The organism is Novosphingobium sp. BL-A-41-Hi4A-0G, assembly GCF_055521735.1.
On record NZ_CM145501.1, the window covers coordinates 2,400,408 to 2,425,618 of the forward strand.

Here is a 25,211-nt window from a genome sequence, read left to right on the forward strand (position 1 = left end):
GGCGATGCGGATCGAGGATATCGTCGAGAGCGAGTTCACGCCGCTGAGCGACATTCTGCGCGCCCATGCCGCAAGGCGGGGCGATGCGGTGGCGCTGGCTGACGAAAACCGCACCATCGGCTGGGCGGAAATGGACGCCCTGCTCGACCGCATCGCCACCGCCCTCCAGCGCGAGGGCGTGCAGAAGGACGAACCCGTCGCCATCGCGGCCATGAATGCGGTGACGACCGGACTCGCCTTCCTCGGCGCGATCCGGGCGGGCGCAGTCGCCGCGCCGCTGACTTCGACCGCGACGCCGGAAACGATCATTGCCATGCTCGAGGACAGCGGCAGTCGGGTGCTGCTGCTGGACAAGGATATCTCGGACAGGCTGGCCGGACTGGACCTGCCCGCCGGGGTCAAACGCATCGCGCTGGATGACAGCGACGCGGGCGAGCCGTTCAGCGCGTGGATGGCAGAAACAGGCGCAAAGCCGGAAGAGCGCACCCCTGCCCCCGGCGATCCGTTCAACATCATCTATTCCTCGGGCACCACCGGCGCGCCCAAGGGCATCGTCCAGAGCCACAAGATGCGCCACGAATATGCCCGGCGCACCATCCCCGGCGGCTATGGCGACGATACGGCGGTCATCTGTTCGACCCCGCTCTATTCCAACACCACGCTGGTCAGCTTCCTTCCTGCGCTCACCGCAGGCGGCAAGGTCGTGCTGATGCGCAAGTTCGATGCGCGCACCTTCCTCGAACTGTCCGAGCGCGAGCGGGTGACGCATGCCATGCTGGTTCCGGTGCAATACCGCCGCATCATGGAAGTGCCGGACTTCGACCGCTTCGACCTGTCGTCCTACAAGCTCAAGTCCTGCACCTCGGCACCCTTCCCCGCGTGGCTCAAGGCAGATGTGCTGAAGCGCTGGCCGGGTGGGCTGACGGATGGCTATGGCATGACCGAGGGCGGGGCAACGTCGATCCTGCTGGCGCATCTCCACCCGGACAAGCTGCACACGGTTGGACAACCCTCCCCCGGCCACGTGATCAAGATCATCGACGAAGACGGCAACGAGCTGCCGCAAGGCGAAGTGGGCGAGATCGTCGGCCATTCGCCGATCATGATGAACGGCTACCACAACAAGGCCGACAAGACCCGCGAGGTCGAGTGGTACGACGCTGAAGGCCGCCGCTACATCCGCCACGGCGATGTCGGCAAGTTCGACGAGGACGGCTTCCTGATCCTGATGGACCGGGCCAAGGACATGATCATCTCGGGCGGGTTCAACATCTATCCAAGCGATCTCGAGGCTGAACTGACCCGGCAAAGCGCGGTCAAGGAAGCCGCCGTGGTAGGCGTGCCTTCTGACGCGTGGGGCGAAACGCCTTTGGCTGTGGTGGTACTGGCCGATCCATCTGCCGATCCCAAGGCGATCCTCACCGAAGCCAACAGCCGCCTTGGCAAGACGCAGCGGATTTCCGCGATCGAAGTGGTGGACGAATTGCCCCGCAGTCCGATCGGCAAGGTCCTCAAGCGCGAGTTGCGCGACAAGTTCGGCGGCAACCCCATCCTCGCCGCCGCATCCCTCGAAAAAACATCCTCAGCAGGAGCATGAGCCATGCGTGACGCCGTAATCGTATCGACCGCCCGCACCCCCATCGGGCGCGCTTACAAGGGTGCTTTCAACGCGACGCCGGGCGCGACGCTCGGTGCGCTCTCGCTACAGGCCGCCGTTGCCCGCGCCGGTATTGACCCTGCCGAGGTCGACGATGTGCTGTGGGGTGCTGCGCTGCAGCAGGGCGCGCAGGCCGGGAACATCGCACGACAGGTCGCCCTGCGTGCAGGCCTGCCGATCACCACGTCCGGCATGAGCATGGACCGCCAGTGCTCGTCGGGCCTGATGACCATCGCGACCGCCGCCAAGCAGGTTATCATCGACCGCATGGACGTGGTTGCCGCCGGCGGTCAGGAATCGATCAGCCTCGTCCAGACCAAGGATATGCGCGTTGCCCCGGACAAGAGCCTCATGGCGATTCACAAGGCGATCTACATGCCGATGCTGCAGACCGCCGAGATCGTCGGCCAGCGCTATGGCATCAGCCGCGAGGCTTGCGACGAATACGCGCTGCAATCGCAGCAGCGTACCGCCGCAGCGCAAGCCGCCGGCAAGTTCGATGACGAGATCGTGCCGACTGACAGCTCGATGGGCGTCCAGAACAAGGAAACGGGTGAGATCACCTTCCAGGACGTCCACCTGACCAAGGACGAAGGCAACCGCCCCTCGACCACGCTGGAAAGCCTGGCGGGCCTGAAGCCGGTGATCGAAGGCGGCATCGTGACCGCAGGCAACGCCAGCCAGCTTTCGGACGGTTCGGCAGCCGTGATCGTGATGGAAGCCGCCCTTGCCGCGCAAAAGGGCCTCACCCCGCTAGGCCGTTATGTCGGCATGGCGGTGGCTGGCACCGAGCCCGATGAAATGGGCATCGGCCCGGTCTTCGCAATCCCCAAGCTGCTGCAGCGCTTCGGCCTTAAGATGGGCGACATCGGCCTGTGGGAACTGAACGAGGCTTTCGCCGTGCAGGTGCTCTATTGCCGTGACAAGCTGGGCATTCCCAACGATCTGCTCAACGTCAACGGTGGTTCGATCTCCATCGGCCACCCCTATGGCATGACCGGCGCACGCTGCACCGGCCACGCCCTGATCGAAGGCAAGCGTCGGGGAGCGAAGTATGTCGTCGTCACGATGTGCGTAGGCGGCGGCATGGGTGCTGCGGGGCTGTTCGAGGTTCTGTAACTGAGGGGGCGGAAGGCCCACCCCCGACCCCTCCCGCTTGCGGGAGGGGGGAAGAAAAGGGCGGCTTCCAATTCTCCCCTCCCGCAGGCGGGAGGGGTTGGGGGTGGGCACCCGCGCAGCGGGTCAGCTTCCAACGCTTGCCCACAAACACCACCCCGCCTACCCTCACCCCATGAACGACAACGAGATGGAACGCCCCTGGCCGCAAGCCGGGCGCGAGAGGCTGATCTACCCTTCGCCGGTGGGTTGGAAGGGCACCGACTTCGTCGACAACGAAGCCGAGCTGCTCAAGCTGCTGAACCCGAAAACGGTGTTCATGATGGGCGACAATCCCGCCCTGCCCCGCATGCCCGAGCGCCCGCGCCTGCTCGATTTCTTCCGCCATCGCTTCGGCGACATCACGGTGCGCCACCTGCTGGTCAGCGCCAAGCGCGCACTGGACGATGGCCTGCCCGAAAAGGTCGTGCTCGCCTGCCTGCTGCACGACATCTCCAACGGCTGCCTGATCCGCGCCGACCATGGCTACTGGAGCGCGCAACTGATCGCACCCTATGTCGATCCGGAAGTGGCCTTCGCGGTGAAGTACCATCAGGCTCTGCGCTATGTGGCGGACGAAAGAGTCGGCTATGCCTATCCCGACAGCTACCACAAGTTCTTCGGGCCGGACTATCAGGTGCCCGAATATCTGCTGCGCGACGCCGAATACGCGCGCGGCCACGAATGGTACATGACCGCGCGGCAGGTGACGCTCTACGACACCTACTTCTTCGACGACTTCCCGGTGGTGGAGCCCGAGGAACTGGAAGGCGTCATCGCGAGGAACTTCCGCGAGCCGGAGGAAGGGCTGGGGTTTGACGGGTCGCCAACGGCGCACATGTGGCGGACGATGATCTGGCCGAACAACTTTTTGTGATGGGCATACGGGTGGCAGGCGCAGTGAAATTGACCGCAGCCTTTTTGGCGTGCTTTACGGTGGGAACCTCCTGCCACGCGCAAACTGCAACTTCACGCCAAGCATGGTTCTATTCTGACCTCTCTGCCGATGCCGAAAGCGGTGCCCCGGAAACCTGGTGTGCTTTTCTAACGAAGGACGAGGCAAAGGCTGCCGCGAAAGGGGAGCGCTTCACATCCGTAGAGTCAGGCTGGCTGCAATATCGCGGAGACACAATCGCCAAACTGGTAGTCTTCTCGGAAAGCGAAGATGCCTACGTTGAGGACACTTACACCTTTGGCCCGAACTTTACCGTGATCGAGGTCTTGCGACGCGGGCATTACTACTCCGACCCCTTCATCTCTGCCCGCTTCAAGCCCGATGCCAAGGGTCATCTCAATATGACCCCAGAGAGCCAGAGAGCGATAAAATCGTGGAAACACACGACCTCCTTCTTCGAGTGGCCGCTATATCTGAGGTTTTCGGACTTACCATTTGCAGGCCTGATCAAACTGAGGCCGCGCATAACGGTTAGCAGAGATTGCCAGACTATCCGGCGCTGAATCGGCTGGGCCTCCATCCACGCCAGTTCGGCCTTTGACTCAGATCGGTAGCATACAGGGTCCTCCCTGTTTTTCCGAAGGACAAACGGGGAGCGGAACCGCCCGCAAAGCGGGTGGTGGAGGGGCCGCTACCCCTCCGTCAGCGCTTCGCGCTGCCACCTCCCCGTTTGCGCTTCGCGAAAACAGGGAGGATCAGGTAGTTGCATCCGCCTCAACCTTCCCAGCCCGCCCGGCAAAGCCCTGCAGCCCCAGCCACCATTGCAGCGCGATCACGCCGCCCTTGGCGGGTTGCAGCAGGCCAATCAGCAGCACCAGAGCCATCACCGCCACGATCAGCATCATCGTCCAGCCCGGCAGACCCGTGTGCAGGCCCAGTTCGATGATCACCGGGGCCATGATATGGCCGGTCAGCAGGATCGAGATGTAGGGCGGGAAATCGTCGGCCGCGTGGAGCGTCCAGTTCTGGCCGCACAGGCGGCAGCGCTCGACAGGCTTGAGGAAGCGCGCGAACAGGTGGGTGCCGCCGCAGCGCGGGCACTTGCCCCGAATGCCGCGCCACAGCGCCGCGCCAAGCACTTGGGGGAGCGTGGTGCGGTCGAGAGGCAGGGCTCCGGTGGGCATTGTCTTACCTTCGGGGGCTACTTCGCGAAGGGGTTCTTGGGGCTGCGCAGTGTCATGCGGATCGGCACGGCCTCGAAGCCGAGTTCGCGGCGGATGCTGTTGATCAGGTAGCGGCGGTAGCTTTCCGGCAACTGCTCAAGCCGGGTGCCGAACAGGATGAAGCCGGGCGGGCGCGTCTTGGCCTGCGTGATGTAGCGCAGCTTGATGCGGCGGCCGCCGGGTGCGGGCGGCGGATTGGCCGCCAGCGCATCGTCGAACCAGCGGTTGAGCGCGGCGGTGGCGACACGCTTCGACCAGGCGGCGCGGATTTCGAATGCGGCCTTGAGCAGATCGTCCAGCCCCTTGCCGGTGCGGCCAGAGATGGCGAGCAGCGGCACGCCGCGCACTTGCGCGAGGCCATCGTCCAGCGCCTTGCGCACGCCCTGGAACAGGCCGGAGGGGTCTTCGGCCACGTCCCACTTGTTGATCGCGATCATCAGCGCACGGCCCTCTTCGAGCACCATCGAGGCGATCTTGAGATCCTGATGTTCAAGCCCGCGCGTGGCATCGAGCATGAGCACGACGACTTCGGCGAAATCGATGGCATGGCGCGCATCAGCGACCGACATCTTTTCCAGCTTCTCGGTCACGTTGGACTTCTTGCGCATCCCCGCCGTGTCGATCAGGCGGACGGGGCGATAGCCCTCGCGCTCGGGATCGAACCACTGCCAGTCAACGGCGATGGAATCGCGGGTGATGCCAGCTTCCGGGCCGGTGAGCAGGCGGTTCTCGCCCAGCAGGCGGTTTACCAGCGTGGACTTGCCCGCGTTCGGGCGGCCGACGATGGCAAGCTTGAGGACGGATTCGGGATCGAACTCCTCCTCGTCGCCTTCGATCTCGGCGTCCTCGTCGACTTCGACCTGCTTGGGCTCAAGATGTGGGCGCAGCGCTTCGAACAGGTCGGCAAGGCCTTGCCCGTGTTCGGCGGAGAAGGCGACGGGTTCGCCAAAGCCCAGCGCGAAAGCATCATAGATGCCGGGATCGCCCTGACGGCCCTCGGCCTTGTTGGCCATGAGCACGATGGGGACGCGGCTTGAACGCAGGTAGCGGGCGATTTCCTCGTCGAGCGGGGTGACGCCTGCGCGCGCATCGATCACGAACAGCGCGACATCTGCGCCGACGAGCGAGGCTTCGGTCTGCTGGCGCATGCGGCCGGGGAGCGTTTCGGGATCGAGATCTTCCCAGCCTGCGGTGTCGACGATGGTGAAATCAAGCCCAAGCAGCGTCGCATCGCCGAAGCGACGGTCACGCGTCACACCGGGCTGATCATCGACCAGCGCCAGCTTCTTGCCGACAAGGCGGTTGAACAGCGTCGATTTGCCGACGTTCGGGCGTCCGATAATGATGACCTGGGGGCGCATGGGCCTCCCGTGGCTGTTTGTGCGCCGAAAGGCAAGGGCGGGCGTGGCGTATAGCCTTTGTTTATCCTGCCGTTAACCAAATGCACCCATATGAAGTTTACCTGAAATTTCTAATCGTAAGTGCGATGAGAGGGATCAGGATCATTGTGGCGCTGGTCGCCGCCCTGCCTTGCGGCACGGCCATGGCGGAAGCCGTGGACATGCCAGAAGCGCGCGGAGAGCGTGGTTTTTCGGCCAGTGCGCCGGATTTCGGCGGTACCGATGGCTCGCTCCCCTACCTCCAATGCGTGCCCTATGCACGCGAGGTCAGCGGCATCAACATTTATGGCGACGCGTTAACCTGGTGGGACCAGGCTGAAGGCCGCTATGCACGCGGCCACAGGCCGAAGGTTGGTGCGGTGATGAGCTTTGCACCGCACGGCCGGATGGAACTCGGCCATGTCGCCGCTGTCAGCCGGGTGATCGATTCGCGCACCGTCCTGCTGCGCCACGCCAACTGGTCCCCCATCGACGGACGTCGCGGCCAGATCGAGGACAACGTGCGTGCGGTCGATGTTTCGGAAGCGAACGACTGGTCCGAAGTTCGCGTCTGGTACGCACCGATCGGTAACCTCGGCACGACCGCGTGGCCGGTGAACGGCTTCATCTATCCGGAAAAGCCGGGCAGGAACGAGCGACTGGCTGTGCTGTCCTCCGCGACCAAGCCAAAGGCGGTGGAGGCTCCCAGGTCTTTGGTTGGCGCAGACTTCCTCAAGGGCATCCGTCCGGAAGTCGCGGTAAAGCCAGCACCCGTGCGCCGCGAACTGGCCGACAGGTACGAAGTGCCCAAGGCCAGTGCGGCCAAGCAGGTTGCGACCCGCCCGGCCAAGGCCACGTCCTCGCTGGCGGATGACCCGATTGGCCGGATCATCGCCGCGAAGACGCGCTGATTTTTACAGCGACTTGATGATTGCCGAGAAATCGAGGCCCGCATTGCCGGCCTCAGCAAAGGCCGAATAGAGCTCTTCGGCGCGCTGGCCCATCGGCACGTCGGCTCCGGCATCCTTTGCCGCCGCCATGGCGAGCTTGAGATCTTTCAGCATCAGCGCGGTGGCAAAGCCGCCCTGATAGCCGTTGTCGGCCGGGCTTTGCGGGCCGACGCCGGGGACCGGGCAATACGAGGTCATTGACCAGCACTGACCCGAGGCCTTGGACGAGATGTCGTAGAAGGTCTGCAGATCAAGCCCGAGCTTCTCGGCCATGGCGAAGGTTTCGCAGGTGGCGACCATCGAGGCCCCGAGGAGCATGTTGTTGCAGATCTTGGCCGCTTGCCCTGCCCCGCTCGCGCCTGCATGGATCACCGCCTTGCCCATCGCGGCAAGGATCGGCTCGGCGCGGGCGAAAGCCTCGTCCGAACCGCCGACCATGAATGTGAGCGTGCCGCCATTGGCCGCCGCGATCCCGCCCGAAACCGGTGCATCGACCATGGCATAACCCGCTGCGTCAGCCGCCGAAGCCACCTCACGCGCAGTGGCGACATCGATGGTCGAACAATCGAGCAGCAGGGCCGAAGTCGGCGCATGGCCGATGACATCGGCGGCATAGACCGACTTCACGATCGCGCCGTTGGGCAGCATCGAGACGACGGCATCCGCGCCCTGAACCGCTTCCTTGACCGAAGTGTAGGTGGTGCAGCCGTTTTCGCGGGCGCGTTCGAGCGCCGCTTCGGCAAGGTCGAAGGCGTGGACGTCGTGCCCCGCCTTGACGAGGTTCGCGGCCATGCCGCCGCCCATGTTGCCGAGGCCGATGAATGCGATTTTCATGATCTTAGCGTCCCTTCCACACGCCAGGGCGCTTTTCGATGAAGGCCTTCATGCCTTCGGCCTTGTCCTCGCTGGCAGTGAGGATCTGGAACACGCGGCGTTCGAACAGCAGGCCCTGGTCGAGCGTGGTCTCGAAGGCGGCGTTGACCATTTCCTTGTTCGCCACAGCAGCCATCGGCGGCATCGCGGCAATGGCCTCGGCGGTCTTGAGAGCATCGGCCAGCAGGTCTGCCAGCGGCACGACGCGGGTGACAAGGCCCGAACGCTCGGCTTCGGCAGCGTCCATCATGCGGCCGGTGAGGCACATGTCCATCGCCTTGGCCTTGCCCACGGCCCGGGTCAGGCGCTGCGATCCGCCCATGCCGGGGGCGACGCCGAGCTTGATCTCGGGCTGACCGAACTTGGCGTTGTCAGACGCGATGATGAAATCGGCCATCATGGCGAGTTCGCAACCACCGCCCAGCGCAAAGCCGTTCACCGCCGCGATCCACGGCTTGCGCGTGGTCTTGACGAGGTGGCTGGTCCACTTCGAGAAGAAGTCTTCGTTGTAGAAATCGGCGGCCGGCTTGTCCGACATTTCCTTGATGTCGGCCCCTGCGGCAAAGGCCTTCTCGCCCGAACCGGTGAGCACCGCGCAACGCTGCGAGGCATCCGCCTCATAGGCAGCAAAAGCTTCGATCAGCTCGGCCAGAACCTGCGAGTTGAGCGCGTTCAGTGCCTGCGGGCGGTTCAGCGTGATGAGGGTGACGGCACCCTTCTGTTCGACGAGGATGGTTTCGTAAGTCATAGCGGTTTCCATTCGTCAGCAGCGCCCAGCGGCGCAAAGATGGCATCGAGAAGATCGTCGGTGACGCCTTCCGGCGTGGCGGGATTCCACTTCGGCGCGTGGTCCTTGTCCACGATCACCGCGCGAACGCCCTCCGCAAAATCCGGCAGGACCAGAACCTTGGCGCCCACACGATATTCCATCGCCATGTTCGCGGCAAAGTCCGGCAGAGTCAGGCTGGTGGCGAGCTGACGCAGGGCGACCTTGCAGGTCTGCGGGCTCTTGGTGTGCAGGGTCATGAGCGTTTCGGTCGCGAAGTCCGAGCCTTCTGCCTCCAGCGCGGCGAGGATGTCCTCGTAGCGGTTGGAGGCAAACAGGCGTTCGATCTCTGCGGCATGGGCAGCGATCTTCGGCTCGGGTGGAACTGCCGAAAGCTCGCGCAGGATCGCCGGGATCGAAGCGGGATCGGCAGCGATGCGTGCCTTGGCCTCAGCCAGATTGGCAGCGGGCAGATAGTGCGTCGCAAGCCCCGCCCAGAGGCATTCCGCACCATCCAGCCGTGCTCCGGTCAAGGCAAGATACTGCCCGAGACGTCCCTTGAGACGCGACAGGAACCAGCCACCGCCAACGTCCGGAAACAGGCCGATGCCGGTTTCGGGCATGGCGAGCTTGGTGTTCTCTGTCGCCACCCGGTAGGAGGCAGGGCCTGCCAGACCCACGCCGCCGCCCATGGTAATGCCATCCATGAATGCCACGACCGGCTTGCCGTAGGTCATCAGAAGATGATTGAGCTGGTACTCGTCGTGGAAGAACTTGCGCCCCGAAGTGCCGCTATCGTTGAGTGCCGAATTGCGCAGGAAGGCAATGTCCCCCCCTGCACAGAACCCGCGCGAAAGCTTGGGATCGCCGTCGGCTGCGACCTGATGGTCGAGCATGACGACGTCCACGCCCTCGTCCCCGCGCCATTCGAGCAGCGAAGCGGTCAGGGCATGGACCATGTCCAGCGTCAGCGCGTGAATGGCCTTGGGGCGATTGAGCGACAGGATGCCTGCGGCACCATTCCGCGTTGCGAGGACTTCGTCGGTCACTTGAGCAGGTCCCTTCCCACGATCATGCGCATGACTTCGTTGGTGCCCTCGAGAATGCGGTGTACGCGAAGATCGCGCCAGAAGCGCTCGATCGGATAGTCACGCAGATAGCCATAGCCGCCGAACATCTGCAGGGCGCGGTCGACGATCGAGGAGCCGTTGTCGGTCGCCAGCTTCTTGGCCATGGCCGAGAAGCGCGTCTTGTCGGGCGCACCAGACGTGACCTTGGCGGCTGCCATGTAAAGCAATGCGCGGGCGGATTCGAGATCGGTCGCCATGTCGGCCAGCACGAACTGGGTGTTCTGGAACTCGGCAATCGCCTTGCCGAACTGCTTGCGATCCTTGACGTACTGAACCGCTTCATCAAGGCAGCGCTGCGCACCACCAAGCGAACAGGCGCCGATGTTGAGGCGCCCGCCATCCAGCCCGGCCATCGCGAACTTGAAGCCATCGCCCTCTGCGCCGACGCGGTTGGCGACCGGCACGCGGACGTTGTCGAAGATGACCTGCGCGGTGGGCGAGGCGTTCCAGCCCAGCTTGCGCTCGGGCGCGCCGAAGCTGACGCCCTCCATGTCCTTGTCGATCACGAGGCAGGAGATGCCGCGCGCGCCGTCGTCGCCGGTGCGGACCATGGTGACGTACACGTCGTTCACGCCGCCGCCCGAGATGAACTGCTTGGTGCCGTTGACGACGTAGTGGTCGCCATCGAGACGTGCAGTGGTCTTCAGCGCTGCCGCGTCCGAGCCCGAGCCGGGTTCCGTCAGGCAGTAGCTTGCGATCTTGTCCATGGTGACGAGATCGGGAAGATAGCGGCCCTTAATCTCGTCCCCGCCGAAGCAGTCGATCATCCAGGCGGCCATGTTGTGGATCGAAATGAACGCGCTCGTGGCCGGGCAGCCATAGGCCATGGCTTCCATGATCAGCGCGGCTTCCAGACGGCCAAGCCCGATGCCGCCCGCTTCTTCGCTCACGTAGATCGCGGCAAAGCCCAGTTCGGCGGCAGCCTTGATCGTTTCGCGCGGGAAGATGTGGTCTTCGTCCCATTGCGCAGCGAACGGCGTTATCGCATCAGCGGTGAAGCGTCGCGCCATGTCCTGGATGGCAATCTGGTCTTCGGTCAGTGAGAACTGGTCGGTCATCTTCTCTTCCCGTCACGCAGCGTTAACCGCGCCCTTAAATCCGTCATGGGCGGCGGATATGGTCCACCGCCCATGCTGTCCAGACCTATCCGCAGGAAATGCGGACGATCGTGTAGTCATCGTCATAAGCCACTGTCAGACGGTCGGCACGGTAGTCCATCGTCACGGCGCTGCGCGGCGGAACCCAGCGCAAGGTGCGGGCTCCGCTAAGGCGCAAAAGCTCGACACCGCTCGCGGCACTGGCCTTGTGGCCGACATGCGATTGGACTGCGTCGGCATTGCAGGAGCCTTCAGGCATGGCAGGCAGGTTCTCCGGTGGCGGGGTGCCTTGCGTGCAAGCGGAAGCACCGAGCAAAGCGACAATGGCAAGAGCTGGCAGTTTCATAACACGCTCCCTCACTTGCACCGGCTGTGGCGGCGCGGGCCTTCGGGTGCGTCGGCGCCATATTCGGTCAGCACCAGCGTCTTTCCGCCATCTTCGAGCTGGTAGCTCGCTTCGCGCTGCCACTTCATGCCCTCGCCTTCATAGTCGAAGACAGCGCGAACTTCGGTGGCCGTGGCGATCTTGGCCGTGCCCAGATCTGCGACCGATTCGTAGAACTTTACCGACTTCTCGCCAACGGTGATCGCACCCTTGTCGTCCCCGCGGGTCGGGTTGCAGTCAGCCGCGTTCATGCCCCACTTGCCGCGCATGGCAGGGGGGAACGCGGCACCTTCAACCAGCGCGGCTTCGCTTGCCTCCGAAGAGGCTGGCGGCGCCATGGCTTCGCTCGCACTCACCACCGGCGCAAGGCTCGGGGTCGCAGCTTCGCTCGGCTCGGGCGATGGCTTCGAGCAAGCGGCCAATGCCAGCGGCAGGGCAAGAAGGGGAAGGACGAGACGCTTCATCGGGAAAACTCCGGTGCTGTTGCAGATGGCATAACCAACGCGCACCGGAGCATTCCTTTCCTCAAGCGGACCTGATCTTAGCCCATCGTCGGGATGACGAAGGCGTTGCCGCCATCAGGCGAGCCATCCGGCCAGCGCTGCGTGACAGTCTTGACCTTGGTCCAGAACTTCACGCCTTCCATGCCGTGCTGGTTGGTGTCACCAAAGGCCGAGCGCTTCCAGCCGCCGAAGGTGTGGTAGGCCACCGGCACCGGGATCGGCACGTTGATGCCGACCATGCCGACGTTGACGCGGGCGGCAAACTCACGCGCGGCATGGCCGTTGCGTGTGAAGATCGCCACGCCATTACCGTACTGGTGCTTGCTCGGCAGTTCGAGCGCCTGCTCGAAGTTCTCGGCACGCACGATCTGCAGCACGGGACCGAAGATCTCGTTGTGGTAGCTGTCCATGTCGGGGGTGACATGGTCGATCAGCGTCGGGCCGACGAAGAAGCCGTTCTCGTGGCCCTGCAGGGTGAAGCCGCGACCGTCAACGACGAGTTCGCCGCCTTCCTCGATGCACTTCGAGATCCAGCCTTCGACCTTCTCCTTATGCGCCTGGGTCACGACCGGACCGTAGTGCGCTTCGGGATCGGTCGAGATGCCGACCTTGAGCGCATGGATCGCCGGGATCAGCTTGGCGCGCAGACGCTCTGCGGTGTCATGGCCGACCGGGACCACAACGGGCAGCGCCATGCAGCGTTCGCCAGCCGAGCCGAAGGCCGCGCCGCACAGATCGTTGACCACCTGATCGAGATCGGCGTCGGGCATGACCACGCCATGGTTCTTGGCTCCGCCCATCGCCTGCACGCGCTTACCGGCAGCAACGCCGCGGTTGTAGACGTAGTGCGCAATGTCCGACGAGCCGACGAAGCTGACCGCGCCGATGGCCGGGTGATCGAGGATCGCGTCGACCATTTCCTTGTCGCCATGGACGACCTGGCAGATGCCTTCGGGCAGGCCTGCTTCGATGAACAGTTCGGCCAGACGCACCGGCACCGAAGGATCGCGCTCGGAAGGCTTGATGATGAAGGCATTGCCGGTGGCGATGGCAACTGCGCTCATCCACAGCGGGATCATGCCGGGGAAGTTGAAGGGCGTGATGCCAGCGCCGATGCCGATGGGCTGGCGGGTCGAATAGACGTCGATGCCCGGGCCTGCGCCGTGAGTGTACTCGCCCTTCAGCACGTGCGGGATGCCGCAGGCGAACTCGACCACTTCAAGGCCGCGCTGGATGTCGCCCTTGGAGTCGGCAATCACCTTGCCGTGCTCGGACGAGAGCATGTGGGCGAGGCTGTCCATGTTGGCCTCGACCAGTTCCTTGAAGCGGAACATCACGCGGGCGCGGCGCTGCGGGTTGGTCGCAGCCCAGGCGGGCTGGGCCTTGAGCGCGGCCTGCACCGCACGCTCGAGCGTCTCTGCGGTGCCGAGAGCGACTTCGGCCTGCACGCCGCCGTTGTTCGGATCGAAGATCTGGCCCTTGCGGGCAGGCGCGCCGCCGGGGCCGCCGACGATGAAATGGTCTACGAGACGCATGGGGAATCCTCTTTCGCCAAAAACTTGGGTTGCGTGATGCGCCGATGACGGATTGCAGGCAACAAGTGAATATGCGACATGGGCCTGCATTTTTGCAGGTGATCTCATGCAATCGAGCGACTGGAACGACTTTCAGGCATTCCTCGCCGTGGCACGAGCCGGACAACTCGCCCGCGCCGCCGCCGCCATGGGCGTTGACGCGACGACGATTGGTCGCCGCCTGCGCCGTCTCGAGACTCGCGTTGGGGCGACCTTGTTCGAGCAGACGCGCGAGGGGCAGGTGCTGACCGAAGCTGGCGAGGAGATGCTGGCCGAGGTCGAGGCGATGGATCAGGCCGCCAGCCGCATCGCCGAGCATGCCCTGAGTGGGGGGGGAGTTGCGGGTAACTTGCGGGTGAGTCTGTCCGAAGGGTTCGGGAGTTGGATTGTTGCCCCCGCCCTGCGCGGCTTCGTCGATTCCAACCCGCGCCTGATGGTCGACCTCGTAGCATCGTCGGGATTTCTAAGCCCTTCCAAGCGCGAAGCCGACCTCGCGGTGACGCTTTCGCGCCCGCGTGCGGGTCCAGTGATTGCGGGCAAGCTCTCGGACTACTCGCTGCGCCTATACGCCACGCGCGGCTACCTTTCGCAGAAGGGCCTGCCCGAAAAGCCCGCCGAACTGGCACAAGGACACCGCCTCGTCGGCTACATCCCGGACCTGCTCTATGCCCCGGAACTGCGCTATCTCGCTGAAATCGAACCGGATCTGACCGCCAACTTGCGCTCGTCCTCAATCATCGCGCAGCACCGCATGATCGCGGCAGGGGCAGGAATCGGCGTCCTGCCCTGCTTTATCGGTGATTCGGACAAGTGGCTGGTCCCGGTACTCCCGGATCAGCGCATCACCCGCTCATTCTGGCTGGTGACGCACAAGGACACGCACAACCTCGCGCGCGTACGGGCTTTCAAGGAGTGGCTGACCGCGCTGGTAGCTAGGGAGCGCGGGCGATTGTTGCCGCGATAATTCCACAAACGAAACAATGCGCCCCCGCGAAGGCGGGGGTCTCCGTCGATTTACACCAAAGCTCCGTAAGACCACCGAGGTCCCCGCCTTCGCGGGGACGCAGCAAATCGTCGGGTCAGGCCTTCGCGACCGGCGCGTCTTCGCCGAGGTCTTCGTACCAGGCTTCGACCGGGCCGTTGAGCTTGATCGTCAGCGGGTTGCCCTTGCGGTCCATGCTCTTGCCGGCCTGCACGCGCACCCAGCCTTCGGAGATCGAGTATTCCTCGACGTTGTTGCGGACCACGCCCTTGAAGCGGATGCCGACGCCACGGCGCAGCTTTTCGGCATCGAAGTGCGGGCTGCGCGGGTTGATCGCAAGGCGATCGGGCGGCACGTCCGGACCCGAGGTGACAGGTGCGGTTTCGGGCGCGGCTTCCGGCGAGGTGGTTTCTTCGGTCATGGCCAGCGCAAATATCTTGATTGCCCCACTTGTCAATCGAAGCACGCCGTCGTAGAGGCGCGCCCCTGTCAAGCGGCCAGATCGTTGGCCTTCTCTGACGGGCGCGTAGCTCAGCGGTAGAGCACACCCTTCACACGGGTGGGGTCACAGGTTCAATCCCTGTCGCGCCCACCAGAAACAGCCCGCGAACACTCGCGGGCTTTTCTGTATCCGGTTCAGTCGAGCACCGCCGGGTCCAGCCTGATCTCGCGCCGCGCCATGGCTTCCCACAGGAACGGCATTCCCAGCGGGTCGGACATGCGGGCGATGCGCAGGCTGTCGTCGTTGATGATCGGCTGCCCCGAACCCAGCACCTCGACGTGCCAGGCAAGGCGGCAACGGTGTTCCAGCGTGATGGCCCGCAAGTGCGCCTGCCGCACATCCTTTGCGACGACAAACACGCCGTGATTCTTGAGCAGCGCCCATTTGCCATCGCCCAGAGCCTCCGCAGCAGCCTGCGCTTCTTCCGCACCGTCAACCGTGCCCGCGTATTCGTCATAGAGGCGCGGGTCCTCGTCGACATGACCCGAAGTCTGGTCATAGACCGGCGGAATCCGGCCCGAAGCGGACCATACCGAGCCCCAGCGCGAATGGTTGTGGATCACCACCCGCAAATCGTGGCGGCGCTGGTGCACGGCCAGATGGAGACCGATGGCAGGGGTGACGTTCCATGCGCCTTCGACCACTTTGCCTTGTCCGTCGACGCAGATGATGTCCGATGCAGTCAATTCGTCCCACGCCAGTTCCCACGGATTGACGAGGAACGTGCCGTCATCCTGCGCAAGGGTGATGTGCCCGGCGATATGGTCGTCATAACCTTCGCGGTGCAGCGTGCGACACAGCAGCGCCAACTCCTGCGGGGCGGATAGCGGCGGCAGCAGCGGATGCCGTCCCGGATTGGGAGCCAGTTCCGCCATGGTGGGAATGCGGTTCCTGTCGAGTTCCATCTGTCTGTTCCTGCCTTTGCCTGCTTCCGGGTGGGGGGATAAACCCGTCATTGCCCCCACACTGTCACTTGCGTTACATTTGATCGATGAAATCCAACGACCGCGATGAAGCCCTGCGCGTGATCGGAAGCGCCAGTTGGCTGCAGCGCTACCCTGCGGGTCTTGCCGAGCGTCTGGTAAGCGAAGGCAGACTGGTTCCGCTCGCCAGAGGCGAATGGGCGCAAGGCGAGGGCGACCAACGCGGCGGGCTTTTCGTGGTGATCAGCGGCCTGCTCCATTCCTACTGCGCCGCGCCCGGTGATCGCGAAGTGATGATCGGCCTTGTCACGCCGGGCTCGGTGCTGGGTCATGCCACGCGCTTCAGCGGCGGCCCGCGCCTCGTCACCGCCGTATGTGTCGAACCTGCCGTGCTGCTGGAGCTGACCGAGACCGCAATCGAGCGCGTGGCCGCCGTGCATCCCGAAGTCTGGCGGGCTATTGCCGATTTCACTTATGCCAACGTCAGCCGGGTCCTGCGCATGGCAGCCGAGGCGATCTGCCTTGGGCCCCGCCAGCGCATCGCAGCGCGGCTTGTTGCTGCAGCCGAAGCGCAGGGCTTTGCAGGTCCAGCCGACATGACGATCCGGCTAAGTCAGGAACTGCTGGGCGAGATGACCGGGCTGACGCGCAAGTCGGTGAACGGTCACCTTTCGGCGCTGGAGCACGAAGGGATCATCGACGTTCTCTATGGACGCATCCGCGTGATCGATCTTGAGCGGCTGAAGCAGGTGATCGAGAGCTGACATTTGCAAAGATCGATGATGGTTTGCGCGAAATCAAGGAAGTTCTAATATAAGGGGGTATGGTGGTCTTGTTCACCAGAAGGGACCAGACCCATGTTCAATACCAATGTCGGCGGAATAGACCGCGTGCTTCGCATCGTTGTCGGCCTCGTGCTGATTGCGCTCGTCTTCGTGGGACCGCAGACGCCGCTGGGATGGATCGGGATCGTGCCGCTGCTGACCGGCCTGTTGCGAACGTGCCCGCTTTATTCGCTGATCGGGCTCAATACCTGCCCCCGCAAGTAAGCCCGCTTGCCACTCGCGGGTCGAGGCGGCATAGCGCGGCCCATGCATGATATCCGCCTGATCCGCGAAAACCCCGCCGCTTTTGACGCTGCCCTTGCCCGCCGGGGCGTGGAGCCTGCGGCTGAATCGATCCTTGCGCTCGATGCGCGCCGCCGCGAGATCGCGACGCGGATGCAGGAGGTACAGGCTCGCCGCAACGAGGCGTCGAAGGCCATCGGTGCGGCCATGGGCAAGGGCGACACGGACACCGCCGAAGCCCTGAAAGCAGAAGTCGCAGCGCTGAAGGTGGAACTGCCTTCGCTTGAAGAGGAAGAGCGGCAGCTTACTGCGCAGCAGAATGCAGCGCTCAGCGCCTATCCCAATGCGCCTGCTGCAGACGTGCCCGACGGCGCGGACGAGAGCGAGAATGCCGAAGTGCTGCGCTGGGGCACCCCGCGCGAGTTTGCCTTCACGCCCAAGGAACACGCCGATCTTGGCCCAGTTCTCGGCCTCGATTTCGAGACGGGGGCGCTGATTGCAGGCGCGCGGTTCACCTTCCTCAAGGGCGGCATGGCGCGCCTGCACCGCGCGCTGGCTCAGTTCATGCTGGACCGGCAGACCGGCGAGAACGGCTACCTCGAATGCATCCCGCCGCTGCTGGTCAAGGACGAGGCGGTGTTCGGGACGGGGCAGTTGCCCAAGTTCTCGGAAGACCTGTTCAAGACCACTGACGGGCGCTGGATGATCCCCACCGCCGAAGTGAGCCTGACCAACGCCGTGCAGGGACAGATCTTGGGCGAAGCGCAACTGCCCTTGCGCATGACGGCCCTCACCCCATGCTTCCGTTCGGAGGCGGGCGCAGCCGGGCGCGATACGCGCGGGTTCATTCGCCAGCACCAGTTCGAGAAGGTAGAACTGGTCTCGATCACGCGGCCCGAAGACTCGGAAGCCGAGCATGAGCGGATGACCGCCTGTGCCGAGGGCGTGCTGCAGGCGCTGGGCCTGCCCTATCGCAAGGTGCTGCTGTGCACCGGCGACATGGGCTTTACCGCGCGCAAGACTTACGACCTTGAAGTCTGGCTGCCCGGACAGGGTGCTTATCGCGAGATCTCGTCTTGCTCCAACTGCGGCGATTTTCAGGCACGGCGGATGAACGCACGCTATCGCCCGGAAGGCGCAAAAGGCACCGAGTTCGTTCATACTCTTAATGGTTCGGGCCTTGCCGTGGGCCGCACGCTGGTGGCAGTCTTGGAAAACTACCAGCAGGAGGACGGATCGGTGGACGTGCCTGAAGTGCTGCACCCCTACATGGGCGGGCTGACACGCCTGATGCCGCCGGCTTGATGAAGCGGATCGCGGCCGCGCTGGCGCTGCTGGCCGCCGCGCCGCTTTGTGCGCAAGGCACGTCGCGCCCGCCGATCGTGGCGTGGAGCTACACCGTGCAGGCGGGCGATACGTTCTCTGACATCGCACGGCGCTGGGGCGTGGACATCGCGTCGTTGGGTGAAGCGAACGGAATTCCCAGCCCTTACGTGATCCGCATCGGCCAGGTGCTGAAAAGGCCCGAATTGTCCGGTACGCCATTGCCCGGCACGCCCAAGCCGCGAGCGAGCGCTACGCCGACAACGCCGGTCGAAACGCCAAAGGCCGTGCCCCGCCCTGCCCCGACCCTGCGCCCGGCCCCTCCGCCGCGCCCCGCGATTGCGCCGCGCGAATCCGATGCACCGCGGCTGCAATGGCCTACGGCGGGTGCCATCGTCAGCCACTTCCGCGACCGGGTATCGGGCATACCATCAAACGGGATCGACCTCATTGCCCACCCCGGCCAGAAGGTCCGCGCCGCTGCCACCGGCACCGTGCTCTATGCCGGAAAGGAACCGGAGCGCTTCGGCCAGCTGATCCTGATCGACCATGGCGGCGGCTTCGTCACCGCCTATGCCTATCTCGGCACGATGACGGTGAAGGAAGGCCAGAAGGTCATCGCCGGGGAGCGCATCGCACTGGTCGGCAAGAGCGGCGAGGCGAAGCGGCCGACGGTCCACTTCGAACTGCGCCGCAACAACGTTCCGCGCGATCCTGAATTGTACCTGCCACCGCGACTCTGAAGCGCCTTGTTCAGCCGAGCAGGAAGAAGGCGAGACCCATCGACAGGTAGGCGAAGAGCCAGAAGCCGCCATCGATCAGCGCCAGCCGCGTGCTGATGCGCTGCTGGCTGTAGCTGATCCACAGCGACGGAATCACGAAGGCGATGGCGAGGCCTCCAGACATCATGAAGTAGAGCCACCACTTCACATCCAGTGTCGCTTCGCCGACGCGGGCGAACATGTGGCCCATCATCGTTGCGGTGATCAGCAGGAGCGCTGCGGTGATCGCGGCCGTGCGTCCGGGCGAGCGGCGAATGCCCAATTTGCCGGGGCCGACTTCCTCCAGACGCGCACGACCGAACAGCGGCCCGTACCACAAGGTGGAGAAACCCAGCGCAACCAGAGTTGCAACAATGACGCCTATCCAGTTGACCGGGCCCATCTTTTCCTTCTTTTCCAAGCCCCCGCTGCAGATCTGTTGCTACGCCCCTGACCGACGCATTGCAACGCCACTCCCGCCACAGGTGACGCGGCGTGCATTTTAGCCTATGGGCCGCGCCATAATGGCAACCCAGACTCCCCCTCTCGAGATTCCCGAAGCCCCCAAGGTCGGCATGGTCAGCCTCGGCTGTCCCAAGGCGCTGGTGGATTCGGAACGCATCCTCACCCGCCTGCGCGCCGATGGCTATGCCATCAGCGCCGACTATGCAGGCGCCGACGTGGTGCTGGTCAACACTTGCGGCTTTCTCGATTCCGCCAAGGAGGAAAGCCTTGCCGCAATTGGCGAGGCGATTGCCGAGAATGGCCGCGTGATCGTGACCGGCTGCATGGGCAACGAAGCCGACGCGATCCGCGCCAAGTTCCCCCAGGTCCTCGCGGTGACAGGTGCGCATCAGTACGAAGCGGTGGTCGAGGCCGTGCACGAAGCCGCTCCGCCGAGCATGGGGCCGTACATCGACCTGATCCCGCAGGCCGAACCGGGCGACGTCAAACTGACCCCGCGCCACTATGGCTACCTCAAGATTTCAGAAGGCTGCAACCACGCCTGCGCCTTCTGCATCATCCCGAGCCTGCGCGGAAAGCTTGCCAGCCGCCGGATCGATGCCGTGCTGCGCGAGGCCGAGAAGCTGGTGGCGGGAGGCACCAAGGAACTGCTGGTGATCAGCCAGGACACCTCGGCCTATGGCGTGGACGTGCGGCATGAAGAGCGGATGTGGAAGGGCCAGCCGGTCCGCACACACATGACCGATCTTGCCCGCGAACTGGGCAAGCTGCGCACGCCGGAAGGCGAGACGCCGTGGGTGCGCCTGCACTACGTCTATCCCTACCCCCACGTCGATGCCGTGATCCCGCTCATGGCCGAAGGGCTGGTGACGCCCTATCTCGACATTCCGTTCCAGCACGCCAGCCCCAGCGTGCTGCGCGCGATGAAGCGCCCGGCCAACGAGGCCAAGGTGCTGGACCGGATCAAGGCATGGCGCGAAGTGTGCCCGGACATCACCATCCGTTCGAGCTTCGTGGTCGGCTTCCCCGGCGAGACCGAGGCCGATTTCGAATACCTGCTCGAATGGCTCGAGGAAGCGCAACTGGATCGCGTCGGCGGGTTCCGCTTCGAGCCGGTGGCGGGGGCCGCTGCCAATGATCTGCCCAACCCGGTGCCTGAAGCGGTCAAGGAAGAGCGCTACGCCCGCCTGATGGAGAAGACCGAGGCGATCAGCGCGGCCAAGCTTGCCGCCAAGGTCGGCCGGACGATCAAGGTGATCATCGACGAGGTAGGCGAGCCCGACGAGGACGGCGATATCGGCGCGACGGCCCGGTCACAGGCAGACGCGCCCGAGATCGACGGCGCGGTCTATCTGCGCAACGTTCCTGCATCGCTGAAAGCCGGCGACTTTGCGCAAGTGCTGGTCGAGGATGCGGATGCACACGACCTCTATGGCGTGATCGAAGGCTAACAGGCCTCCTTGCAGGCCGTGGCGAACAGGGTCTCGCGCAGCTTGCCGACATCCGGCAAGTCGAGGCCCGAGAGGTCGGCAATGCCCTCGATGGCGTCGTCGCCGTAGCAGTGCGCCAGAGCGACTGTCTCGCCCTTGAGCCGTTTGCCTAACGGGATCGACCAGAAGGTGCGCACGGTCGGAAGCGCGGCATCGGCAGGGTCTTCATCGACCACCATCGCCAGCCGGTCAGACCTCAGACGGACAAACGAGCCGATCGGATAGACGCCCACCGTCTCGACGAAGCGCTCCAGGATGTCCGGATCGAACTTTTCGGGCTGGCCGCGAAGTTCGCGGATGACTTCGGCCGGGTCGAGCCTGCCTTCTGCATCGCCGCATGCGATTCGGGAATCGTAGACGTCGCAGATCGCCGCCATGCGGCTCAGCGTGTCGATCTCCGCACCGCCGATCCCTTGCGGATAGCCGCTGCCGTCGAGCCGTTCATGATGATGCAGAATGACGCGCAGCACTTGCGGGGGAATGTCGCCCGCCGCCTTGAGGAAGGAATACCCCAGCACGACGTGCTGTTCCCGCAAATCGGGACGCAACAAGGTATAGTCGCCACCAACCGACGTCAGATCGACTGGCATCTGCCCTACCCCGACATCCATCAACAATCCTGCCATTCCGGCATCGCGGATGTCGATAGGGGACATCCTCATATGCTTGGCCAAGGCGATCATCAGTGCGCTCACGGCAAGCGAGTGGCGATAGACCGGTTCGTTGTCGGTCTGGCAGCGCAGCAGGCCATTGAAGGCATAGAGGTTGCGCTGGACCGAAGCATAGACCGCATCGATCACCGGCTCGACATCATGTGTGCGAATGGCCTTGCCCAAACGCACCTGGAAGAACGCTTTGCTGACGACCCGAAGTGCATCCCCGGCAGCACGTTTGGCACGGCCGAACTCTCGGGCAACAGGCATTGCGGCGGGTGGGCGGGCGAAACCTGCGCGTTGCGGGACCGGCGCCACTTCCGGCCGTCTGGCAAGAAATGGAACTGGCGCGGGCTCACCGGCATTGCGAGGCCCGGAGATGATCTGTGCGGCTCGATCGGGCAAATCGCCCGCAGACTTTCCCCGGCTGGTATCGATGACCACCCCGTCCACCGCACTGTCGCGCAGGATTTCGAGCATGGCCGGATCATCAAGCAGGAAGCGCCGCTTCCAGAAGGGATGCTTGAACCAGCTCCCTTCCAGCTTGTGGATGAACATCCCGAGTTCGATTTCACCGGTAGAAATACGCTTCAGCATGGCTTGCCCGTTCGAGTGACGGAATAGCCTAGGTTAGCAAGCGTATGTCTGGTCCGGACAAGGCCATCCGGAAAAACGCGTAGAGGACACGTTCCCCGCCCGAATCAGGTCGGACGGGGAACGCCGTGCCTTACTGATTGGGGTCCTGCACCTTGAACGGATCGGTCGCATCCGGCTTGGTCGGCAATGGCGAGCGCGGCAGTTCCTTGTCGCTCATCGCGGCCTGCAGCAGCATGCCTGCAAGGATCACCGAAGCCTGACGCATGTCGTCCGCGCGCATGTGGTCGAGCGTGTCGAGGCTCGAGTGGTGCACGCGACTATCGTAGTCGAGCGGGTCCTGGATGAACTGGTAACCGGGCAGGCCGATGGCCTGGAGATAGACGTGGTCGGTGCCCCCGGTCTTGCTCATCACCACCTTGTCGGCGCCCAGCGAATTGAACGGAGCAAGCCATTCGCGCAGCGTGGAAGCCGCACCGATGTTGCCCTCGGCATAGATGCCGCGGAACTTGCCCGAGCCATTGTCCATGTTGAAGTAGGCCTTGAGCTGCGAATACTCCGGCTTGGGCGTGATCGGGTAGGCATTGCGCCAGGCCGCATAGCTGTCGATCCCCTTCAGACTGGGGTCGACCGGGCGTGTGGCGAGGTGTTGCTCGATGTAGGCCTTGGAACCCAGCAGCCCCTGCTCTTCCCCGCTCCACAGCGCAAAGCGGATCGTGCGCTTCGGCTTCACGCCCAGCTTCGACAGAAGCCGTGCAGCCTCGATCACGGCAACGCTGCCCGCGCCGTTGTCCGAAGCGCCATCGCCCGCGATCCAGCTGTCGAAGTGCGCACCAGCCATGACATAGCCCGCCTTGGGATCGCTGCCGGGGATTTCGGCGATGACGTTGTCGGCCATCAGATCCTTGTCATCGAAGCTGGCATCGATCGAGAGCGAGAGTTGCGGCGCGACTCCGGTCTTCTCGAGGCGGACAAGGCGGCGATAGTCCTCCTGCGCCATGTCCATCGCCGGGATCGCGAGCGTCTGGCCGGGGATGAAATCATAGCCTTCGCCATGAACCAGCTTGCCGTCGCGATAGGTCATGCGGACCATCGCCAATGCGCCTTCGGCCTTGAGAAACTCGGAAAGCTTGCGCGCAAAGCCACGGCGAGCGGTCTGCATGGCGAGACCCTCGGGATCGTGGCGCGGCAGGGTGTACTTGTCGAGCTTGCCGATGTCCTCGCCCGAGAGGCGCTCGAACACCGGGTCTTTGGATTCGCTGGTTTCGCCGGGCAGGCTGACGAGCACGATCTTGCCCGCAAGTTTGCCCTTCCACGCATCGAAATTCTCGACCTTGCTCATCGGCGCGACGATGACCGGAGCGGTGATCGTGCCGCCCGTGGCAGGCGACCATGCCACCGGGAGGACGGTAAGCGGCAGGCTGCGCGGCGCAGTCATCGTGGCGGAGTAGCTCCTGAGGTTCCACCCCAGACCAAATTCGAACGGTTCGCGGTGGATGTTCTTCAGCCCGAAGGACGCGAACTTGGCGGTGGCCCATTCCTCGGCCTTGCGGTGGTTTTCCGAATTGGTCAGACGTGGGCCGATACGATCCATCAGTTCGGAAGCGGTCTCCATCACGTCGGAGCGATTGAGGCCTTCATCGAGCAACTGGGCAATAAGCTTGTCTTCGGCAGGACCTGCAAGAACGGGTGCTGCGGTGGCGCAAAGCGCAATGGCCGCAACGCCAATGGCGATGCGCGAACGGACGGTCATGTCTGGAAAGCTCCCCTGGGCAAGTTTCTATCGCAACCAGTCTTGCCGCTATGGCGCGGATTGCCAAGTGCTTTTTACGCCGGTTTGAGCAGCCAGTGACTGACTCCCCATTCCTTGCCGCCGCGATGGCCGAACAGGCCGGCGGTGGCGAGATAGAACAGACGCCATCTGCGGAGCCAAAGCGGGGTTTGCGCGCCATAGACATCGCGAAGCACCGGCTCGATCTCTGCGACTTTCGCATCGAACAGCGCCAGCCAGTCGAGCGCGGTCTTCTCGTAATGGGTGCCCTCCCACCACCAGTCCTTTTCCAGTGCGAACAGATCGGAAAACTGCCCGATCAGGCCGTGGCTGGGCATGATGCCGCCAGTGAAGAAGTACTGCGCGATCCAGCTCGACTTGTCGGCGGTGTCGAAACGGTACGGATACTGGCGGTGACTGAACACGTGGAGGAACAGACGACCGTCAGGCCTGAGCCAGCTTTTCACCCGTCCCAGCAGTTCACGCCAGTTGGCCATGTGCTCGAACATCTCGACCGAGACGACGCGATCGAACCGGCATTCAGGCGCAAAAGCGTTCATGTCGGCTGTCAGGACGGTGAGATTGGTGATCCCCCGCGCCGCTGCCTTCGCCCGGATGTGCTCGCCTTGCGGGCGTGAATTGGACACGGCGGTGATCCGCGCGTTCGGGAAGCGCGCGGCCATGTAGAGGCTGAGCGAGCCCCAGCCGCAGCCGAGTTCGAGAATGTCCTGACCATCCTCGAGAGCAGCATGCTCGACCGTGGCAGCCAGCGCCGCCCGTTCAGCCTGCTCCAGCGTTTCGGTGCCGTTGGGATAGAGACAGCAGGAATACTTGGCGTTTGGCCCGAGGCTCAGCTCGAAAAAGCGCGGCGGGAGTTCGTAGTGCTGCTCGTTTGCGGCATCTGTGTGCTCGGCAACGGGGCGCTGTGCCATCCATGCAGCAAACCTGCCGTCCGTCGGCCGTTCCGTCAGCAGCGCTCGCAGGCGCTTCTCGCACATGAAGGTAACGCCCGCGCGAGTAAGTGCGTCGGGCAGCGGGGCTCGCTCGACGAGCGATATCACGGGGGCAAGCAGGCTCACGCAGCGGAACTAGC

Annotated in this window: 26 protein-coding genes and 1 tRNA gene; 12 read left to right on the plus strand and 15 right to left on the minus strand. The window is 64.0% G+C overall.

Going from position 1 to position 25,211, the window contains the following annotated elements; translation table 11 throughout:
- Window positions 1–4 precede the first annotated feature (4 nt).
- The 4 genes from ACZ1JX_RS11615 (at window position 5) to ACZ1JX_RS11630 (ending at window position 4,270) form a co-directional block, all read left to right on the plus strand.
- Entirely contained in the window at window positions 5–1,597 is a 1,593-nt protein-coding gene (locus tag ACZ1JX_RS11615) for a class I adenylate-forming enzyme family protein (RefSeq protein ID WP_465123704.1), read from the plus strand.
- Between the two features lie 3 nt (window positions 1,598–1,600).
- Window positions 1,601–2,776: an acetyl-CoA C-acyltransferase gene (locus ACZ1JX_RS11620; protein WP_465123705.1), complete on the plus strand. Its 1,176-nt coding sequence runs from the start codon at window positions 1,601–1,603 to the stop codon at window positions 2,774–2,776.
- A 172-nt stretch (window positions 2,777–2,948) separates the two neighbouring features.
- Window positions 2,949–3,689, plus strand: a complete 741-nt coding sequence (locus ACZ1JX_RS11625; protein WP_465123706.1) for a hypothetical protein — start codon at window positions 2,949–2,951, stop codon at window positions 3,687–3,689.
- A complete protein-coding gene (locus ACZ1JX_RS11630; RefSeq protein WP_465123707.1) occupies window positions 3,653–4,270 on the plus strand; it encodes a hypothetical protein in 618 nt (205 codons plus the stop codon). Before ACZ1JX_RS11625 ends, ACZ1JX_RS11630 begins: the two co-directional genes overlap by 37 nt.
- A gap of 192 nt (window positions 4,271–4,462) precedes the next feature.
- Here ACZ1JX_RS11630 and ACZ1JX_RS11635 read toward each other — a convergent pair whose 3' ends face one another.
- Window positions 4,463–4,891, minus strand: coding sequence for a DUF983 domain-containing protein (locus ACZ1JX_RS11635; protein WP_465123708.1), 429 nt, complete (start codon window positions 4,889–4,891; stop codon window positions 4,463–4,465).
- A gap of 17 nt (window positions 4,892–4,908) precedes the next feature.
- A complete protein-coding gene (der, locus tag ACZ1JX_RS11640; RefSeq protein ID WP_465123709.1) occupies window positions 4,909–6,291 on the minus strand; it encodes a ribosome biogenesis GTPase Der in 1,383 nt (460 codons plus the stop codon).
- Between the two features lie 125 nt (window positions 6,292–6,416).
- Here der and ACZ1JX_RS11645 point away from each other — a divergent pair, with 125 nt between their 5' ends.
- The gene (locus ACZ1JX_RS11645; RefSeq protein WP_465123710.1) at window positions 6,417–7,220 is read left to right on the plus strand and encodes a CHAP domain-containing protein; all 804 of its coding nucleotides are present in this window, start codon (window positions 6,417–6,419) and stop codon (window positions 7,218–7,220) included.
- A gap of 3 nt (window positions 7,221–7,223) precedes the next feature.
- Here the strand turns inward: ACZ1JX_RS11645 and mmsB are convergent, their stop codons facing one another.
- From mmsB to ACZ1JX_RS11680, 7 genes are all read right to left on the minus strand, one after another.
- The gene (mmsB, locus tag ACZ1JX_RS11650) at window positions 7,224–8,093 is read right to left on the minus strand and encodes a 3-hydroxyisobutyrate dehydrogenase (protein WP_465123711.1); all 870 of its coding nucleotides are present in this window, start codon (window positions 8,091–8,093) and stop codon (window positions 7,224–7,226) included.
- Window positions 8,094–8,097: 4 nt separating this feature from the next.
- Complete coding sequence (locus ACZ1JX_RS11655) at window positions 8,098–8,880, minus strand: enoyl-CoA hydratase-related protein (RefSeq protein ID WP_465123712.1); 783 nt, start codon at window positions 8,878–8,880, stop codon at window positions 8,098–8,100.
- Window positions 8,877–9,947 (minus strand): enoyl-CoA hydratase/isomerase family protein, encoded by a 1,071-nt coding sequence (locus tag ACZ1JX_RS11660; protein ID WP_465123713.1) that lies wholly within the window; start codon window positions 9,945–9,947, stop codon window positions 8,877–8,879. Before ACZ1JX_RS11660 ends, ACZ1JX_RS11655 begins: the two co-directional genes overlap by 4 nt.
- Window positions 9,944–11,086, minus strand: coding sequence for an acyl-CoA dehydrogenase family protein (locus ACZ1JX_RS11665; protein WP_465123714.1), 1,143 nt, complete (start codon window positions 11,084–11,086; stop codon window positions 9,944–9,946). The genes ACZ1JX_RS11660 and ACZ1JX_RS11665 overlap by 4 nt, the downstream gene beginning before the upstream one ends.
- Before the next feature lie 85 nt (window positions 11,087–11,171).
- On the minus strand, window positions 11,172–11,471 hold the full coding sequence (locus tag ACZ1JX_RS11670) for an I78 family peptidase inhibitor (RefSeq protein ID WP_465123715.1): 300 nt from the start codon (window positions 11,469–11,471) through the stop codon (window positions 11,172–11,174).
- 11 nt (window positions 11,472–11,482) lie between these two features.
- Window positions 11,483–11,974: a hypothetical protein gene (locus ACZ1JX_RS11675; RefSeq protein ID WP_465123716.1), complete on the minus strand. Its 492-nt coding sequence runs from the start codon at window positions 11,972–11,974 to the stop codon at window positions 11,483–11,485.
- A 77-nt stretch (window positions 11,975–12,051) separates the two neighbouring features.
- A complete protein-coding gene (locus ACZ1JX_RS11680) occupies window positions 12,052–13,548 on the minus strand; it encodes a CoA-acylating methylmalonate-semialdehyde dehydrogenase (protein ID WP_465123717.1) in 1,497 nt (498 codons plus the stop codon).
- A gap of 106 nt (window positions 13,549–13,654) precedes the next feature.
- Between ACZ1JX_RS11680 and ACZ1JX_RS11685 the strand changes: the two genes are divergently transcribed.
- Window positions 13,655–14,551 (plus strand): LysR family transcriptional regulator, encoded by an 897-nt coding sequence (locus ACZ1JX_RS11685; protein WP_465123718.1) that lies wholly within the window; start codon window positions 13,655–13,657, stop codon window positions 14,549–14,551.
- Between the two features lie 115 nt (window positions 14,552–14,666).
- Here the strand turns inward: ACZ1JX_RS11685 and ACZ1JX_RS11690 are convergent, their stop codons facing one another.
- The gene (locus tag ACZ1JX_RS11690) at window positions 14,667–14,990 is read right to left on the minus strand and encodes a DUF3297 family protein (RefSeq protein ID WP_465123719.1); all 324 of its coding nucleotides are present in this window, start codon (window positions 14,988–14,990) and stop codon (window positions 14,667–14,669) included.
- Window positions 14,991–15,089: 99 nt separating this feature from the next.
- On the opposite strand from ACZ1JX_RS11690, the gene ACZ1JX_RS11695 reads away from it, so the two are divergent.
- Window positions 15,090–15,164, plus strand: a tRNA-Val gene (locus ACZ1JX_RS11695).
- 41 nt (window positions 15,165–15,205) lie between these two features.
- Here the strand turns inward: ACZ1JX_RS11695 and ACZ1JX_RS11700 are convergent.
- A complete protein-coding gene (locus ACZ1JX_RS11700; RefSeq protein ID WP_465123720.1) occupies window positions 15,206–15,976 on the minus strand; it encodes a class II aldolase/adducin family protein in 771 nt (256 codons plus the stop codon).
- Window positions 15,977–16,062: 86 nt separating this feature from the next.
- On the opposite strand from ACZ1JX_RS11700, the gene ACZ1JX_RS11705 reads away from it, so the two are divergent.
- From ACZ1JX_RS11705 to ACZ1JX_RS11720, 4 genes are all read left to right on the plus strand, one after another.
- Window positions 16,063–16,758 (plus strand): Crp/Fnr family transcriptional regulator, encoded by a 696-nt coding sequence (locus ACZ1JX_RS11705; RefSeq protein ID WP_465123721.1) that lies wholly within the window; start codon window positions 16,063–16,065, stop codon window positions 16,756–16,758.
- A gap of 93 nt (window positions 16,759–16,851) precedes the next feature.
- Window positions 16,852–17,043: a YgaP family membrane protein gene (locus tag ACZ1JX_RS11710; RefSeq protein ID WP_465123722.1), complete on the plus strand. Its 192-nt coding sequence runs from the start codon at window positions 16,852–16,854 to the stop codon at window positions 17,041–17,043.
- Window positions 17,044–17,085: 42 nt separating this feature from the next.
- The gene (gene serS / locus ACZ1JX_RS11715; RefSeq protein ID WP_465123723.1) at window positions 17,086–18,366 is read left to right on the plus strand and encodes a serine--tRNA ligase; all 1,281 of its coding nucleotides are present in this window, start codon (window positions 17,086–17,088) and stop codon (window positions 18,364–18,366) included.
- A complete protein-coding gene (locus ACZ1JX_RS11720) occupies window positions 18,366–19,127 on the plus strand; it encodes a peptidoglycan DD-metalloendopeptidase family protein (protein ID WP_465123724.1) in 762 nt (253 codons plus the stop codon). Before serS ends, ACZ1JX_RS11720 begins: the two co-directional genes overlap by 1 nt.
- A gap of 10 nt (window positions 19,128–19,137) precedes the next feature.
- Here ACZ1JX_RS11720 and ACZ1JX_RS11725 read toward each other — a convergent pair whose 3' ends face one another.
- Window positions 19,138–19,566 (minus strand): DUF1761 domain-containing protein, encoded by a 429-nt coding sequence (locus tag ACZ1JX_RS11725; RefSeq protein ID WP_246415479.1) that lies wholly within the window; start codon window positions 19,564–19,566, stop codon window positions 19,138–19,140.
- A gap of 88 nt (window positions 19,567–19,654) precedes the next feature.
- Here ACZ1JX_RS11725 and rimO point away from each other — a divergent pair, with 88 nt between their 5' ends.
- Complete coding sequence (gene rimO, locus ACZ1JX_RS11730; RefSeq protein WP_465123725.1) at window positions 19,655–21,061, plus strand: 30S ribosomal protein S12 methylthiotransferase RimO; 1,407 nt, start codon at window positions 19,655–19,657, stop codon at window positions 21,059–21,061.
- Here rimO and ACZ1JX_RS11735 read toward each other — a convergent pair.
- From ACZ1JX_RS11735 to ACZ1JX_RS11745, 3 genes are all read right to left on the minus strand, one after another.
- Window positions 21,058–22,350: an HD-GYP domain-containing protein gene (locus tag ACZ1JX_RS11735; protein ID WP_465123726.1), complete on the minus strand. Its 1,293-nt coding sequence runs from the start codon at window positions 22,348–22,350 to the stop codon at window positions 21,058–21,060. The two genes, rimO and ACZ1JX_RS11735, sit on opposite strands and share 4 nt — an antisense overlap.
- A gap of 130 nt (window positions 22,351–22,480) precedes the next feature.
- Window positions 22,481–24,100 carry a M20/M25/M40 family metallo-hydrolase gene (locus tag ACZ1JX_RS11740; RefSeq protein ID WP_465123727.1) on the minus strand — a complete coding sequence of 540 codons (1,620 nt, stop codon included), beginning with the start codon at window positions 24,098–24,100 and terminating at the stop codon, window positions 22,481–22,483.
- Window positions 24,101–24,174: 74 nt separating this feature from the next.
- Entirely contained in the window at window positions 24,175–25,197 is a 1,023-nt protein-coding gene (locus ACZ1JX_RS11745) for an SAM-dependent methyltransferase (RefSeq protein ID WP_465123728.1), read from the minus strand.
- Window positions 25,198–25,211 lie beyond the last annotated feature (14 nt).

Bases quoted from the DNA above. Each gene is read 5' to 3' on its own strand.
- ACZ1JX_RS11705 (WP_465123721.1), top strand. From the start codon at position 16,063: ATGAAATCCAACGACCGCGATGAAGCCCTGCGCGTGATCGGAAGCGCC.
- ACZ1JX_RS11720 (WP_465123724.1), top strand. From the start codon at position 18,366: ATGAAGCGGATCGCGGCCGCGCTGGCGCTGCTGGCCGCCGCGCCGCTT.
- ACZ1JX_RS11655 (WP_465123712.1), bottom strand. From the start codon at position 8,880: ATGACTTACGAAACCATCCTCGTCGAACAGAAGGGTGCCGTCACCCTC.
- ACZ1JX_RS11615 (WP_465123704.1), top strand. From the start codon at position 5: ATGCGGATCGAGGATATCGTCGAGAGCGAGTTCACGCCGCTGAGCGAC.
- ACZ1JX_RS11710 (WP_465123722.1), top strand. From the start codon at position 16,852: ATGTTCAATACCAATGTCGGCGGAATAGACCGCGTGCTTCGCATCGTT.
- ACZ1JX_RS11680 (WP_465123717.1), bottom strand. From the start codon at position 13,548: ATGCGTCTCGTAGACCATTTCATCGTCGGCGGCCCCGGCGGCGCGCCT.
- ACZ1JX_RS11690 (WP_465123719.1), bottom strand. From the start codon at position 14,990: ATGACCGAAGAAACCACCTCGCCGGAAGCCGCGCCCGAAACCGCACCT.
- rimO (WP_465123725.1), top strand. From the start codon at position 19,655: ATGGGCCGCGCCATAATGGCAACCCAGACTCCCCCTCTCGAGATTCCC.
- mmsB (WP_465123711.1), bottom strand. From the start codon at position 8,093: ATGAAAATCGCATTCATCGGCCTCGGCAACATGGGCGGCGGCATGGCC.
- ACZ1JX_RS11625 (WP_465123706.1), top strand. From the start codon at position 2,949: ATGAACGACAACGAGATGGAACGCCCCTGGCCGCAAGCCGGGCGCGAG.
- serS (WP_465123723.1), top strand. From the start codon at position 17,086: ATGCATGATATCCGCCTGATCCGCGAAAACCCCGCCGCTTTTGACGCT.
- ACZ1JX_RS11675 (WP_465123716.1), bottom strand. From the start codon at position 11,974: ATGAAGCGTCTCGTCCTTCCCCTTCTTGCCCTGCCGCTGGCATTGGCC.
- ACZ1JX_RS11670 (WP_465123715.1), bottom strand. From the start codon at position 11,471: ATGAAACTGCCAGCTCTTGCCATTGTCGCTTTGCTCGGTGCTTCCGCT.
- ACZ1JX_RS11645 (WP_465123710.1), top strand. From the start codon at position 6,417: ATGAGAGGGATCAGGATCATTGTGGCGCTGGTCGCCGCCCTGCCTTGC.
- ACZ1JX_RS11635 (WP_465123708.1), bottom strand. From the start codon at position 4,891: ATGCCCACCGGAGCCCTGCCTCTCGACCGCACCACGCTCCCCCAAGTG.
- ACZ1JX_RS11665 (WP_465123714.1), bottom strand. From the start codon at position 11,086: ATGACCGACCAGTTCTCACTGACCGAAGACCAGATTGCCATCCAGGAC.
- ACZ1JX_RS11620 (WP_465123705.1), top strand. From the start codon at position 1,601: ATGCGTGACGCCGTAATCGTATCGACCGCCCGCACCCCCATCGGGCGC.
- ACZ1JX_RS11735 (WP_465123726.1), bottom strand. From the start codon at position 22,350: ATGCTGAAGCGTATTTCTACCGGTGAAATCGAACTCGGGATGTTCATC.
- der (WP_465123709.1), bottom strand. From the start codon at position 6,291: ATGCGCCCCCAGGTCATCATTATCGGACGCCCGAACGTCGGCAAATCG.
- ACZ1JX_RS11700 (WP_465123720.1), bottom strand. From the start codon at position 15,976: ATGGAACTCGACAGGAACCGCATTCCCACCATGGCGGAACTGGCTCCC.
- ACZ1JX_RS11685 (WP_465123718.1), top strand. From the start codon at position 13,655: ATGCAATCGAGCGACTGGAACGACTTTCAGGCATTCCTCGCCGTGGCA.
- ACZ1JX_RS11740 (WP_465123727.1), bottom strand. From the start codon at position 24,100: ATGACCGTCCGTTCGCGCATCGCCATTGGCGTTGCGGCCATTGCGCTT.